Annotated in this window: 11 protein-coding genes; 6 read left to right on the top strand and 5 right to left on the bottom strand. The window is 72.8% G+C overall.

Going from position 1 to position 13,131, the window contains the following annotated elements:
- Both hemQ and hemG read right to left on the bottom strand, forming a co-directional pair.
- Positions 1-735, bottom strand: coding sequence for a hydrogen peroxide-dependent heme synthase (gene hemQ / locus O3X23_RS20845; protein WP_269272962.1), 735 nt, complete (start codon positions 733-735; stop codon positions 1-3).
- A 4-nt stretch (positions 736-739) separates the two neighbouring features.
- Entirely contained in the window at positions 740-2,182 is a 1,443-nt protein-coding gene (gene hemG / locus O3X23_RS20840) for a protoporphyrinogen oxidase (RefSeq protein WP_269272961.1), read from the bottom strand.
- A gap of 138 nt (positions 2,183-2,320) precedes the next feature.
- On the opposite strand from hemG, the gene O3X23_RS20835 reads away from it, so the two are divergent.
- A complete protein-coding gene (locus O3X23_RS20835; RefSeq protein WP_269272960.1) occupies positions 2,321-3,265 on the top strand; it encodes a DUF4349 domain-containing protein in 945 nt (314 codons plus the stop codon).
- Between the two features lie 9 nt (positions 3,266-3,274).
- Here the strand turns inward: O3X23_RS20835 and hemE are convergent, their stop codons facing one another.
- Positions 3,275-4,318 (bottom strand): uroporphyrinogen decarboxylase, encoded by a 1,044-nt coding sequence (hemE, locus tag O3X23_RS20830; protein ID WP_443047916.1) that lies wholly within the window; start codon positions 4,316-4,318, stop codon positions 3,275-3,277.
- Between the two features lie 90 nt (positions 4,319-4,408).
- Here hemE and O3X23_RS20825 point away from each other — a divergent pair, with 90 nt between their 5' ends.
- The 5 genes from O3X23_RS20825 to O3X23_RS20805 all read left to right on the top strand — a co-directional run bounded on the left by O3X23_RS20825 (position 4,409) and on the right by O3X23_RS20805 (position 10,766).
- Positions 4,409-5,035, top strand: a complete 627-nt coding sequence (locus O3X23_RS20825) for a DUF3000 domain-containing protein (protein WP_269272959.1) — start codon at positions 4,409-4,411, stop codon at positions 5,033-5,035.
- Positions 5,036-5,244: 209 nt separating this feature from the next.
- Positions 5,245-5,910 (top strand): response regulator transcription factor, encoded by a 666-nt coding sequence (locus O3X23_RS20820; protein ID WP_269272958.1) that lies wholly within the window; start codon positions 5,245-5,247, stop codon positions 5,908-5,910.
- Positions 5,911-5,996: 86 nt separating this feature from the next.
- Positions 5,997-7,259 (top strand): ribonuclease D, encoded by a 1,263-nt coding sequence (locus O3X23_RS20815; protein WP_269272957.1) that lies wholly within the window; start codon positions 5,997-5,999, stop codon positions 7,257-7,259.
- Positions 7,260-7,422: 163 nt separating this feature from the next.
- Positions 7,423-8,643 carry a thiolase family protein gene (locus tag O3X23_RS20810; RefSeq protein ID WP_269272956.1) on the top strand — a complete coding sequence of 407 codons (1,221 nt, stop codon included), beginning with the start codon at positions 7,423-7,425 and terminating at the stop codon, positions 8,641-8,643.
- Positions 8,640-10,766: a 3-hydroxyacyl-CoA dehydrogenase NAD-binding domain-containing protein gene (locus O3X23_RS20805; RefSeq protein ID WP_269272955.1), complete on the top strand. Its 2,127-nt coding sequence runs from the start codon at positions 8,640-8,642 to the stop codon at positions 10,764-10,766. The genes O3X23_RS20810 and O3X23_RS20805 overlap by 4 nt, the downstream gene beginning before the upstream one ends.
- A gap of 70 nt (positions 10,767-10,836) precedes the next feature.
- Here O3X23_RS20805 and O3X23_RS20800 read toward each other — a convergent pair whose 3' ends face one another.
- Positions 10,837-11,829: an SPFH domain-containing protein gene (locus O3X23_RS20800; protein ID WP_269272954.1), complete on the bottom strand. Its 993-nt coding sequence runs from the start codon at positions 11,827-11,829 to the stop codon at positions 10,837-10,839.
- Positions 11,826-13,097, bottom strand: coding sequence for a peptidoglycan-binding protein (locus tag O3X23_RS20795; protein WP_269272953.1), 1,272 nt, complete (start codon positions 13,095-13,097; stop codon positions 11,826-11,828). Before O3X23_RS20795 ends, O3X23_RS20800 begins: the two co-directional genes overlap by 4 nt.
- Between the last annotated feature and the right edge of the window lie 34 nt (positions 13,098-13,131).

The raw sequence follows: 13,131 nt of genomic DNA, 5'->3' as shown, positions 1-13,131 counted from the left end.
TTACGCCAGGCCGGCCACCAGCTCGCCGATCTCCTTGCGCCGCCCGGTGTAGAACGGCACCTCCTCGCGTACGTGCATCCGTGCCTCGGACGCGCGGAGGTGCCGCATCAGGTCGACGATCCGGTGCAGTTCGTCCGCCTCGAAGGCGAGGATCCACTCGTAGTCACCGAGCGTGAAGGACGGAACGGTGTTGGCCCGGACGTCCGGGAAGCCGCGCGCCATCTTGCCGTGGTCGGCGAGCATCCGGCGGCGGTCCTCGTCGGGCAGCAGGTACCAGTCGTACGAGCGCACGAACGGGTAGACGCTGACGTAGTTGCGCACGCTCTCGTCGGCGATGAACGCCGGGACGTGCGACTTGTTGAACTCCGCGGGGCGGTGCAGTGCCATGTTCGACCACACCGGGACCATCGCGCGGCCGAGGCTGGTGCGCCGGAAGAGGTTGTACGCCTCCTGCAGCGCGTCCGAGGTCTCCGCGTGCCACCAGATCATGAGGTCGGCGTCGGCCCGGAGCCCCGACACGTCGTAGGTGCCGCGCACCGTGACGTCCTTCGCGGCGAGCTGCGCGAACAGCTCCTCCACCTCGTCGGCGTATCCGGAGCGGTCCTCGGGCAGCACGTCGCGGAGCCGGAAGACGGACCAGAGGGTGTAGCGGACGACCTCGTTGAGGTCCTTCGCCTTCTTGCCGGCGTTCGCGGTCCTGTCCGGGGCGTCGGGGGCAGCAGTCGAGTCAGTCATGCCGTCATTCTCCCGTGTCCCGCGCGCCGCCCGTCGCCAGGGTCGCGGCCAGCGAGGTCAGGACCTCGTCGGCGGCCTTGCGGGCGCTGGCGATGCAGGCCGGAATCCCGACTCCGTCGTACACCGCTCCGCAGACCGCGAGGCCCGGCAGCTTCCCGACCTGCTCGCGGATCCTGGCGACCCGCTCGACGTGGCCGACCGGGTACTGCGGCAGTCCGCCGTCCCAGCGGGTGACGCGGGCCGCGACGGGCGCGGCGGACAGCCCGATGGCCTCGCCCAGGTCGCGCCGCGACAGGCGGACGAGGTCGGTGTCGTCCCAGGCCAGATCCGCCTCGTCGCCGTGCCGGCCGACGGAGGTGCGCAGCACGAAGGTGTCGGGGCCGGCCTCGTCGATCCATCCCCACTTGTGGGACGAGAAGGTGGACGCCTTGATCGTCCGTCCGTCGACCGGCGGTACCAGGAAGCCGGTGCCCTTCGGCATCCGCAGCACGTCGCGCCGCCGGAACGCCATGGTGACCAGCGCCATGCTGGCGTACTCCACCGCCGACAGCTCCGCGGCGGCGACGGGTGACTCGGCCGCCAGCAGCCGGGCGGCGGCCGGGGCGGGCGCGGCGATCAGGACGGCGTCCGCGTCGAGCACCCGGTCGCCGACGGTGACCTGCCAGCCGTTCGCGGTACGCCGCAGTTCCCTGGCCGGCGCCCCCGTCTCGATGGTGACGCCCGCGGCCCGGCACGCCTCGGCGACGGCGACCGGCAGTTGCCCGACGCCCCCGCTGATGCCCATGAAGACCGGTCCCGCCGGGGCGGCGGCGGCCGAGCGGCGCTGGATACCGCGCACGGCCTCGATGAGGGAGCGTCCCGTCCGGGCCGCGTCGAAGAGCTGCGGCATGGCCGCGCGCAGCGAGATCTCGTAGGCGTTGCCCGCGTACACACCGCCGAGCAGCGGCTCCACCAGCCGGTCGACGACCTCGCGGCCGAGCCGTGCGGCGACGAACTCGCCCACGGCCACGTCCTCGCCGATCCTGGTCCTGGGCAGCACATGGTCCAGCGGCAGCCGGGCCAGACCCGCGGGCGACAGCAGGCCGGAGGCCGCGAGCGGCCCCAGATCACCGGGGACTCCCATGACGTGCCCTTGCGGCATGGCCCGCAGCCGGCCCCGCGTCCACACGGCGGCGCCCGCCGTGGCGGGCGGCTGCAGCCGGTCGCCGAGCCCGACCTCGCGGGCCAGCGCGACCGCTTCGGGCCGGCGCGCGAGCATCGACTCGGCGCCCAGGTCCACGGGCACGCCGGCGATTTCGTCGGCGTACAGCTTCCCGCCGAGCCGCGCCGAGCCCTCCAGCACCGTCACCCGCGCGCCGCCTCCGGCCAGGTAGTGGGCGGCGGCGAGCCCGGAGACCCCACCGCCGACGACGATCACATGCCCTGCTTCGCGGTGCGTGTCGGTCATGCCTCCACTGTCGCAGATTCCCGAACGAGCCCTGAACGTGACCGCTTCGGGATCTCGGACCCGAAACCCGGTCCCGCCCCCGCACGTCGTAGGACCAGGACCGGTTCCACGCCGGTGAACGACCTCTGGGGGAGTTCGATGCGCCAGCTGATCAGCAAACGCCGCAGACCGGGTGCGGCCCTCGCCGCCGCCGCACTCACCGCCGCACTCACCGTCGCGGGCTGCAGCGCGTCGGGCACGTCGGCCACGGACAGCAAGGCGGACAAGGCCGCCGCCGCCCCGCAGCAGGCGGACGCGCCGTCCGCGGCCGCGGCCCCGGGCGCCGCGAAGGGCGCCACCACCAGGACCCCGGCGCCGTCCCCGAGCTACGTGGTGCGCACCGCGACGCTGAGCGTCGAGGCGAAGGACGGCGTCGCCGCCGCCCTCGCGTCGGCACGGACCACGGTCACCGGCGCGGGCGGGTACGTCGGCAACGAGAACACCACCCGCGACAGCGAGGGCCTGGAGCACTCCAGCATCACCCTGCGGGTGCCCCCGGAGAGCTACGACAAGGTACTGAACGATCTCGCGGGCCTGGGCAGGCTGCTCGAACGCAAGGTCTCCACGGAGGACGTCACCAGCCAGGTGGTGGACGTGGAGAGCCGCATCCGGTCGCAGCAGGCGAGCCTCGCGCGGGTGCGGGAGCTGATGAGCCGGACCACGCAACTGAGTGACGTGGTCACCCTTGAGGGCGAACTCAGCACTCGGGAAGCCAACTTGGAGGCGTTGCAGGCGCAGCAGGCCTCACTCAAGGAGCGCACGAACCTGGCGACGATCACGCTGGTGCTGTCCGCGCCGGAACACCCCGCCGCCGCGCCGCCGCCCGCGAAGGACGACGGTTTCTGGGAGACGGTCGGGAACGCGCTGGGCACCGGCTGGCACGCCTTCTACGTGACGCTGCGCGGAATCCTGGTCGTGCTCTCGGTGGCGCTGCCGTTCGCGGCCGTGGGCCTCGCCGGCTGGTTCGTCTTCGTCACCGTCCGCCGCCGGCTCCTCCCCGCACCGCGCGTGGCGCGGGCGGAGGAGGGCGCGGAGGAGGAGTAGCAGGCCCGGTCAGACCTCGGTGGAGCGGTGGACGAAGTCGACGAGGCGGGTGAGGGCGTCGGGGTCGGTGGTGGGGAGGACGCCGTGGCCGAGGTTGAAGATGTGGCCGGGCAGACCGGTCGCCGCGTCCAGCACCTCGCGGGTCTTCGTCTCGACCGCGGACGTCGGGGCGAAGAGCACCGCCGGGTCGAGGTTCCCCTGGAGCGCCTTGCCGGGGCCGACCCGGCGGGCCGCCTCGTCGAGCGGGACGCGCCAGTCGGCGCCGACGACGTCGGCGCCGGCCTCGCCCATCAGTCCGAGCAGCTCACCGGTGCCGACCCCGAAGTGGATCCGCGGCACGCCGTAGCCGGCGACGGCCTCGAAGACCTTCACCGAGGACGGCATGACGTAGCGCCGGTAGTCGTCGGGCGACAGCGCGCCGACCCAGGAGTCGAAGAGCTGGACGGCGCTGGCGCCCGCCTCGATCTGCACCTTGAGGAACGCGGCGGTGATGTCGGCGAGCCGGTCCAGCAGGTCGCTCCACAGCTCGGGGTCGCCGTACATGAGCGCCTTGGTGCGCTCGTGGTTGCGGGACGGGCCGCCCTCGACGAGGTAGCTGGCGAGGGTGAAGGGCGCGCCCGCGAACCCGATGAGCGGGGTCTCGCCCAGCTCGCCGGTGAGCATCCCGATGGCCTCGGTCACGTAGGGGACGTCGTCCGGCTCCAGCGCCCGCAGCCGGTCGAGGTCTGCGCGGGTGCGGATCGGCTGCTCGACGACCGGGCCGACGCCGGGCTTGATGTCGAGGTCGAGGCCGATGGCCTTGAGGGGGACGACGATGTCGCTGAAGTAGATGGCCGCGTCGACCTTGTGGCGGCGCACCGGCTGCAGCGTGATCTCGGTGACCATGTCGGGCCGCATGCAGGACTCCAGCATGGCGGTGCCCTCACGGAGCTTGAGGTACTCGGGCAGCGATCGGCCGGCCTGCCGCATGAACCACACCGGGGTGTGCGGCACGGACTGACGCCGACAGGCGCGGATGAACGGGGAAGCAGCGGTCTGCTGGTGCGCACTCACGCCCCGAATCTTCGCACGCGCCGGGATGCGTCCCACGCGCACGGGTGTTGCTCCACCCGTGGAGGCCGCGGGCGGCCTAGTCTTCCGGGCATGGCAGCGGTTCACGGGCACCTTGCGGACGGGGACGGCGCACCTCTCCCCTTCCAGCGCGCGGTCGACGCGTTGAGTTCCGCACGGGTACGGCCCGAAGTGGAGATCGACACGACAGCTCCGCCCAAGCGTCTCGCGGCGTACGCGTACGCGCTGGAGGCGGCGGTCGTGGTGGACGGCGAGGAGCTGGCGGACGGCCGGCTCATCCTGCTCCACGAACCCGACGGCCATGAGGCCTGGAACGGCACGTTCCGGCTGGTCACGCTGGTCCGCGCCGATCTGGAGCAGGAGATGGCGGTGGACCCGCTGCTGCCCGAGGTCAGCTGGTCCTGGCTGACCGGCGCCCTGGAGGCGCGGGGCGCGGAGTACATCGAGCCCAGCGGAACGGTCTCGCGCAGTTCCTCGCACTACTTCGGCGGGATCGCGGAGCGGCCGGACACGACGGCGATCGAGATCCGGGCGTCCTGGACGCCCACCGAGGTCACGGACGGGATCCCCGGCGTCGCGGACCACCTGGCGGCCTGGTGCGATCTGCTCTGCGCGTGCGCGGGGCTGCCGCCCACCGAGGGCCACGAGTCGCACGACCTGCCGGGCGGCGTCGTGCCGATGCCCAAGCGCCGCGGCTGACCGTCCCTCCGGTTTTCGGGTTTCGGCGGCACTTCCGTGGTGTTCCGCTGCGTACCCGGCGGGCGCTCGGCATGATCTTGTTCGATCGAGCGTCCGATTTGTCGGAATTGTTACTCAACAAATCGTGATCATTCCCTAAAGGCCGGGGCAATTGCTGCCGAAGGAGTGGGTGACCCTCTCAGTCCCCCGCTTTCGCCACAGGAGGCCCGGTGTCAGTTCTTCTCGAGCAGCCCACGAGCCTGGTCGCCTACCGTCCGAACAAGCCGACGGCCATGGTCGTCGTCGCCGACCCCCGCGTCCGATCCACCGTCACCCGGCACCTGTGGGCGCTCGGTGTGCGCGATGTGATCGAAGCCTCGTCCATCGCCGAGGCGCGACCCCGGGTCAGCAGCCCCCGTGACATCTGCGTAGCCGATGTCCACCTCCCTGACGGTTCCGGCCTCACCCTTCTTGCCGAGACCCGCGCGGCCGGCTGGCCGAACGGCCTCGCGCTCTCCGCCGCCGATGACATCGGCGCCGTCCGCAACGCACTCGCGGGCGGCGTCAAGGGATACGTCGTCACCGGCACCCGCAACAACCTCGGCGGCATGCCGGGCCGCCCCGGCACCGCGCCGGTCGGCTCGGCCGGCGCCCGCATGCAGCGCCGCCCACCGGGCACGCCCGGTCACCCCGGCGGCTACCGCGAGCTCTCCGGCCGTGAGGTCGAGGTGCTGCGGCTGGTCGCCGAAGGCCAGTCGAACAAGGCGATCGGCGTCTCGATGGGCCTGTCCGCGCTCACCGTGAAGAGCCACCTGGCCCGTATCGCCCGCAAGCTCGGCACCGGCGACCGCGCCGGAATGGTCGCCGTGGCCCTTCGCACGGGCATCATCCACTAACCCCACCGCACCCCCGCATGGCCGCTGCGCCCGTCGACGGAACGTTCCGTCGACGGGCGTTCGCCATACACGGATACTCTTGGACAGTGACCGACGCCCGAGAGACCGCAACAGAGGCTGCCCCGGCGCCGGTCCCGCTGCTGGACCCGCGCGAGGGAATCCCGCCGGTGACCGCCAGCCCGGAGGCCCTCGCAGACATCGTCGCGGCATTCGCCGCGGGCTCCGGTCCGGTCGCCGTGGATGCCGAGCGCGCGTCCGGATACCGCTACGGACAGCGGGCCTACCTGGTCCAGCTGCGCCGCGCGGGAGCCGGGACCGCGCTGATCGACCCGGTCGGCTGCCCCGACCTTTCCACCCTGGGGGCTGCCCTCACCGATGCCGAATGGGTGCTGCACGCCGCCACCCAGGACCTTCCGTGCCTCGGCGAGATCGGCATGCGGCCCAAGAGCCTGTTCGACACCGAGCTGGCCGGCCGTCTCGCGGGCTTCCCCCGGGTCGGACTCGGCGCCATGGTCGAGAACGTCCTGGGCTTCGCCCTGGAGAAGGGCCACTCGGCCGTCGACTGGTCCACCCGTCCGCTCCCCGAGCCCTGGCTGCGCTACGCCGCGCTCGACGTCGAGCTGCTGGTCGACCTGCGCGACGCGCTCGAGGAGGAGCTGCGCGAGCAGGGCAAGCTCGACTGGGCGCTGGAGGAGTTCTCGGCCATCGCGGCGGCCCCCCCGCCCGCGCCCCGCGTCGACCCGTGGCGGCGCACGTCGGGCATGCACAAGGTGCGCCGCCGCCGGCAGATCGGCGTGGTGCGCGAGCTGTGGATCGCCCGCGACCAGTCCGCCCAGGAGCGGGACATCTCGCCGGGCCGGATCCTCACCGACGCCGCGATCGTCGCCGCCGCCCTGGAGGGCCCGCCGAACGTGACGGCGCTCGCGACGCTGCCCGGCTTCGGGCACCGGATGGGCCGCCGCCAGCTCGAGCAGTGGCAGGCCGCGATCGACCGGGCCCGCGCCCTGCCGGAGCGGGAGCTGCCGCAGCCGGGGCCGGCCTACGTCGGTCCCCCGCCGCCGCGCGCCTGGGCCGACAAGGACCCGGTGGCCGCGGCCCGGCTGTCCGCCGCGCGGGCCGCGGTGAGCAAGCTCGCCGAGGAGCTGAACCTGCCGCAGGAGAACCTGATCACCCCGGACACCGTGCGCCGGCTGTGCTGGGACCCGCCGGCCGAGGCCACCGACGAAGAGGTCGCGGCGGTGCTGACCGGCCACGGAGCCCGCGCCTGGCAGGTCGGACTGACCGCGCCGATCCTCACCGCGGCCCTCGCCGCCCAGCCGCCGGCAGCGCCCGAGGCCCCCGCGCCGTAGGTCCGCAGCCCGGGAATCCCGGCCGGGAGCGGCCTCGTCCTGTGTGACGTTCGCCGCTCCGGGCGGGAGGACTGTCCCCGCTGGTTACCGGCTAGTAGCATGATGGGCGTAGCCGCAGCCTCGCGCCCAGTGGCAGCGAATCCGCATCTGGAGGAGAGCCAACGTGCCTCGTACCGCTAGGGACGTCGTCTTTGTCGACGGCGTCCGCACCCCGTTCGGCAAGGCGGGCCCGAAGGGCATCTACCACGAGACCCGTGCCGACGATCTCGTGATCAAGTGCATCCGGGAGCTGCTGCGGCGCAACCCGGAGCTGCCCGCCGAGCGGATCGACGAGGTGGCTCTCGCCGCCACCACGCAGATCGGCGACCAGGGCCTGACCCTCGGCCGCACCGCCGGCATCCTGGCCGGCCTGCCGGTCACGGTCCCCGGGTACTCGATCGACCGCATGTGTGCCGGCGCGATGACCGCCGTGACCGCGGTCGCCGGCGGCATCGCCTTCGGCGCGTACGACGTCGCCGTGGCCGGCGGTGTCGAGCACATGGGCCGCCACCCGATGGGTGAGGGCGTGGACCCGAACCCGCGCTTCGTCTCGGAGAAGCTGGTCGACGAGTCCGCCCTGTTCATGGGCATGACCGCGGAGAACCTGCACGACCGCTACCCGGCCATCACCAAGCAGCGCGTCGACGAGTACGCCGTGCGCAGCCAGGAGAAGGCCGCCAAGGCCTACGCCAACGGCAAGATCCAGCAGGACCTGGTCCCGGTCTCCGTGCGCAACAGCAACCCCGAGGCCGGCGAGACCGGCTGGGGTCTGGCGACCTCGGACGAGCCGATGCGCCCCGGCACCACCCTGGAGAACCTGGCCGGCCTCAAGACGCCGTTCCGCGCCCACGGCCGGGTCACCGCGGGTAACGCGGCGGGCCTGAACGACGGCGCGACCGCGTCGCTGATCGCCGCCGAGGACGTCGCCATCGAGCTGGGCCTGCCGGTCCGGATGCGTCTGGTCTCGTACTCCTTCGTCGGTGTCGAGCCGGAGGTCATGGGCATCGGCCCGGTCCCGGCGACCGAGAAGGCGCTGGCGCAGGCTGGTCTGACCATCGACGACATCGGCCTCTTCGAGGCCAACGAGGCGTTCGCCGTGCAGGTGCTCGCCTTCCTCGACCACTTCGGCATCGCGGACGACGACCCGCGTGTCAACCAGTACGGCGGCGCGATCGCGTTCGGCCACCCGCTGGCCTCCTCCGGCGTCCGGCTGATGACGCAGCTGGCCCGCCAGTTCGAGGAGCAGCCGCACGTCCGCTACGGCCTGACGACCATGTGCGTCGGCTTCGGCATGGGCGGAACGGTCATCTGGGAGAACCCGCACTTCGACGGAGGCAGCAAGTGACATCCACCGCCGAGCTTTTGAAGGGTGCGGCCGAGCTGTTCCCCGACGAGGTCGTGACGAGCGCACACGTGCGCCACCTCGACCTCCCGGGCGCCGGACGCTTCGCGCTCATCACGCTGGACAACGGGCTGGACCACACCAAGCCCACCACCTTCGGCCCGCAGTCGCTGGCCAACCTCGACGCGGCGATCAACCAGGTCGAGGCCGAGGCCGCCGAGGGCACCATCACCGGCATCGGCATCACCGGCAAGCCGTTCATCTTCGCGGTCGGCGCCGACCTCAAGGGCGTCGAGCTGCTGGGACGCCACGAGGACGCGCTCGCCATCGGCAAGGGCGGCCACGAGGTCTTCAAGCGGCTCGCGCACCTCGCGGTCCCGACCTTCGCCTACTACAACGGCGCGGCGATGGGCGGCGGTGTCGAGGTGGGTCTGCACTGCGCCTACCGCACCGTCTCCGCGGCGCTGCCGGCGTTCTCGCTGCCCGAGGTCTTCCTCGGTCTCGTCCCCGGCTGGGGCGGCTGCACCCTGCTGCCGAACCTGATCGGCGCGGACCGCGCGGTGACCGTCGTCATCGAGAACTCGCTGAACCAGAACCGCCAGCTCAAGGGCGCGCAGGTCTTCGAACTCGGCATCGCCGACGCGCTGTTCGAGGGTGCGGACTTCCTGGAGCAGTCCCTCGCGTGGACCGCCGCCGTACTGCGCGGCGAGATCGTGGTGGAGCGCCCCGAGATCGACCGCGGTACGGCCTGGGACCAGGCCGTCGAGCGCGGCAAGGGCATCGCCGACTCCAAGGTGCACGGCGCGGCCCCGGCCGCCTACCGCGCGCTGGAGATCATCGCCAACGCCAAGGACGGCGACCTCCAGGCGGGCTTCGACGCCGAGGACACCGCGCTGGCGGACCTCATCATGGGCGGCGAGCTGCGCAGCGGCATCTACGCCTTCAACCTGGTGCAGAAGCGTGCCAAGCGCCCGGCCGGGGCACCGGACAAGAACCTCGCCCGCCCGGTCACCAAGGTCGGCGTCGTCGGCGCGGGCCTGATGGCCTCGCAGCTGGCGCTGCTGTTCGCCCGCCGCCTGGAAGTGCCGGTCGTGCTGACCGACATCGACCAGGAGCGCATCGACAAGGGCGTGGGCTACGTCCACGGTGAGATCGACAAGCTGCTCGGCAAGCGCCGCATCAAGCAGGACCAGGCCAACCGCCTCAAGGCGCTGGTGACCGGTTCGCTCGACAAGGCCGCCGGTTTCGGTGACGCGGACTTCATCATCGAGGCCGTGTTCGAGGAGATGGGCGTCAAGCAGCAGGTGTTCGCGGAGGTCGAGGCGGTCGCCCCGGCGCACGCGATCCTCGCCACCAACACCTCCTCGCTGTCCGTCACCGAGATGGCGTCGAAGCTGAAGAACCCCGAGCGGGTCGTCGGCTTCCACTTCTTCAACCCGGTCGCGATCCTCCCGCTGCTGGAGATCGTGCGCGGCGAGGCGACGGACGACGCGTCGCTGGCCACCGCTTTCGGTGTGGCGCGCAAGCTCAAGAAGACCGCCGTGCTCTGCAAGGACGCCCCGGCGTTCGTGGTGAACCGGATCCTGACCCGCTTCATGGGCGAGATCCAGAACATCATCGACGAGGGCACCCCGGTCGCGGTCGCCGAGAAGGGCATCGACCCGCTCGGCCTGCCGATGTCGCCGCTGGTGCTCCTTGAGCTGGTCGGCCCGGCGATCGGGCTGCACGTCTCCGAGACCCTCAACCGGGCGTTCCCCGACCGGTTCACCGTCTCGCAGAACCTGGCCGCGGTGGTCAAGGCCGGCAAGCGCGGCTTCTACGTCTACGATTCCGGCAAGCCGGAGCTGGACCCCGAGGTCGCCGCGCTGCTGGTGCAGGGCGACTCGGTGCTCACCGAGGAGCAGGTCCGCGCCCGGGTGCTGGACGCCGTGGCGCGGGAGATCGGCCTCATGCTCGACGAGGGTGTCGTCGCCGAGGCGCAGGACATCGACCTGTGCCTGATCACCGGCGCCGGCTGGCCCTTCCACCTGGGCGGGATCACCCCGTACCTGGACCGCGAGGGTGTCTCGCAGCGTGTGAACGGCAAGCCGTTCCTCGCTCCGGGCGTCGCGAGCGTCCCCGCGTAGCACCGTGAAGTGACGGCCGCCGGCCGGGTCCTGACCGCAGTGGTCGGGGCCCGGCCGGCGGCGTGTCCGGCTACTTCCTGGGCGGCTCCGTCGCCGGGCCGCGGGCGGTGTAGAAGGCCACCGTCAGGTCCCGGACCAGCGCCTTCCGCTCGTAGTCGTCGAGTTGGACCAGCCCGCGGTCGGTCAGACCGCGCACCGTCTCGGCGACCGCGGCGAGCACGTCGTCGAGCACCGCCCGGCGGTGCCTGGCGTCGAGCGCGGTGACCTGCGCCCGCCGCATCGCGCCGGCCACCTCGGGCGCGTACTCCAGGCGTACGGGCTGCGCCGAGAAGACCTCGACGCCGACCGGGCGCATGTCGGCGGCGAGCAGCCGGGTGAGCTGGTCGCCGAGGCGCTCGGAGTCGCGCAGGGTCGGTCCGGAACCGCGGAAGTCGTCGACGGGCAGTTGGGAGACGGCGCGGGCGACCGCGCACTCCACCTGTTCGCGCAGGTAGCGCGCGTGGTCGTCGATGGCGAAGGCGGCCCGTGCGGTGTCACGGACCCGCCAGACGATCAGGACGCCGGCGTGCAGCGGGGTGCCGTCCGCGTCGACCGTCTCGATGGCGCGGCTGCGCCAGTGCCGCAGGCTGACGTCCATCCGGCGGCGGCCGAGCAGCGGACTGATCCACAGCAGGCCGGTGTCCCGGATGCTGCCCTGGTAGGCACCGTGCCGGGTCAGCACCCAGACGTTGCCGGGACGGCCCCGGGTGAGGCCGCCCGCGGCGAACGCGGTCAGCGCGCCGAGCAGCAGCACCGCGCCCCACAGACCGGTCAGGTCTCGGGGCGCCGGCGCCTGGGGCAGCACGGTGCGGCCGGCGAGCCGCTCGGGCAGCACGCCCGTCCGCCACAGCAGCCACCCGCCGGCGGCCGCCGCGACCACCGCGGTCAGCGCCGCGGTCCATCCCGGCAGGCAGCGGCCGGGTCGCTCGACGAGGTCGGAGACGGTGACGGTGGCGGCAGGGATGACGGGGAGGACGGTGGTGGCGGCCAGGGCCGCGTCCGCGGCGGGGGTGTGGGTCGTCACAGGAAGAGTCGCCTCCAGGTCTCCGGTCCGGGGTAGCCGTCCGCGTCACGCCCGGACCAGCCCTGGGCACGCTGGAACGCCTCGACGGCGCGGCGGTCGGCCTCGCCCCAGGTGCGGCCGGGGCCCACGCGGTAGCTCTTGCCGAAGCCCTTGGCGACGAGGCGCCGCCCGAGCGTCAGCACGTGGTTGTTGGACTTTCCGGGGCGGAAGGAAGCGGCGCCCGGGTAGCCGGGTGCCGTGGAGCCGGTGTCCGGCCGCGGCGCGGGGGCGCCGGCGGGGATGTTCCTGCCGGTGCCGTCCACCAGGTACTCCCAGGTGGTGGGTCCCGGCAGGCCGTCGGCGTCACCGCCGGACCAGCCCTGGGCGCGTTGGAAGGCGCTGGTGGCCTTGCGGTCGGCCTCGCCCCAGAGCGGTCCCGCGCCGACGATGTAGTAGGGCCTGGCGCCGCGGGTGATGAGCAGGGTGCCCAGCCGGGTGACGGCGGCGTTGTTCGCGCCGGGCCCGAACGCGCGGGCGCCGGGATAGGCGTCGCTCCCCGGCGTGCCGGTGCCGTCCGGGGTGCCGGGGCTCCCCGATCCGGAGCCGCCGGTGCCGGACACCAGGTACTTGTACCGGTAGGCCACGTACTTGTCGGAGTTGGTCCAGTAGGCCATGGGCGTCGTCTGGACCCGGGTGTGCGGCTGGGTCTGCTCCATCGCGGTGTACAGGGTGCGGCCGGAATCGGCCCAGCCGCCGAAGATGACGGCGTGCGAGCCCTTCTCCGGATTGGCCTGGTTGTGGAACAGCAGGATGTCGCCGGGCAGCAGGGCGTCCCGCTCGATCCGCGTCGCGTACTCGGGCAGGCTGCCGGTCCACGCGTTGGTGCCGAGGCCCCAGGCCATGGAGATGAAGCCGGAGCAGTCCTGGCGGTACCCGTCCGGCCACAGGGCGGACATGCTGTAGGGCACCTGGGCGTCGGCCCAGAGCTGTGCCCGGTCCAGGATCTGGTCCCGCGTCAGACGCAGTGGGGCGGTGGCCGGCGCGAGGCGGGCGTGGCCGAGCGCGGAATGGGTGGCGGCGCTCGGGGCGGTGGCCGCGGCGACCGTGCCCGCGGCACAGCCGACGGCCGTGCCGGCGGCGGCCGCCACCACGAGCGCACGGGTGGCCGCGGTGGCGCTGCCGCCGGAACCGGCGTCCCGCGCGACCGAGTCGGCGAGGCGCCGTCGCGCGCACTCCTCGCAGATGCAGCCGGAGAGCGGTTCTACGTCGTCGAACAGCGGTATGGACATGCGCACACTCCTCCATGACCGGGCGTCATATGAC

This window comes from Streptomyces sp. H39-S7, from assembly GCF_027158205.1.
In the GTDB taxonomy this organism is placed as follows: Bacteria; Actinomycetota; Actinomycetes; order Streptomycetales; family Streptomycetaceae; genus Actinacidiphila.
Note: the sequence above shows the minus strand (reverse complement) of the source record. Positions and strands in the feature narration are given on the sequence as shown.

Coding starts and splice junctions, on each gene's coding strand:
- O3X23_RS20795 (WP_269272953.1), bottom strand. CDS start 13,097: ATGTCCATACCGCTGTTCGACGACGTAGAACCGCTCTCCGGCTGCATC.
- hemQ (WP_269272962.1), bottom strand. CDS start 735: ATGACTGACTCGACTGCTGCCCCCGACGCCCCGGACAGGACCGCGAAC.
- O3X23_RS20835 (WP_269272960.1), top strand. CDS start 2,321: ATGCGCCAGCTGATCAGCAAACGCCGCAGACCGGGTGCGGCCCTCGCC.
- hemG (WP_269272961.1), bottom strand. CDS start 2,182: ATGACCGACACGCACCGCGAAGCAGGGCATGTGATCGTCGTCGGCGGT.
- O3X23_RS20825 (WP_269272959.1), top strand. CDS start 4,409: ATGGCAGCGGTTCACGGGCACCTTGCGGACGGGGACGGCGCACCTCTC.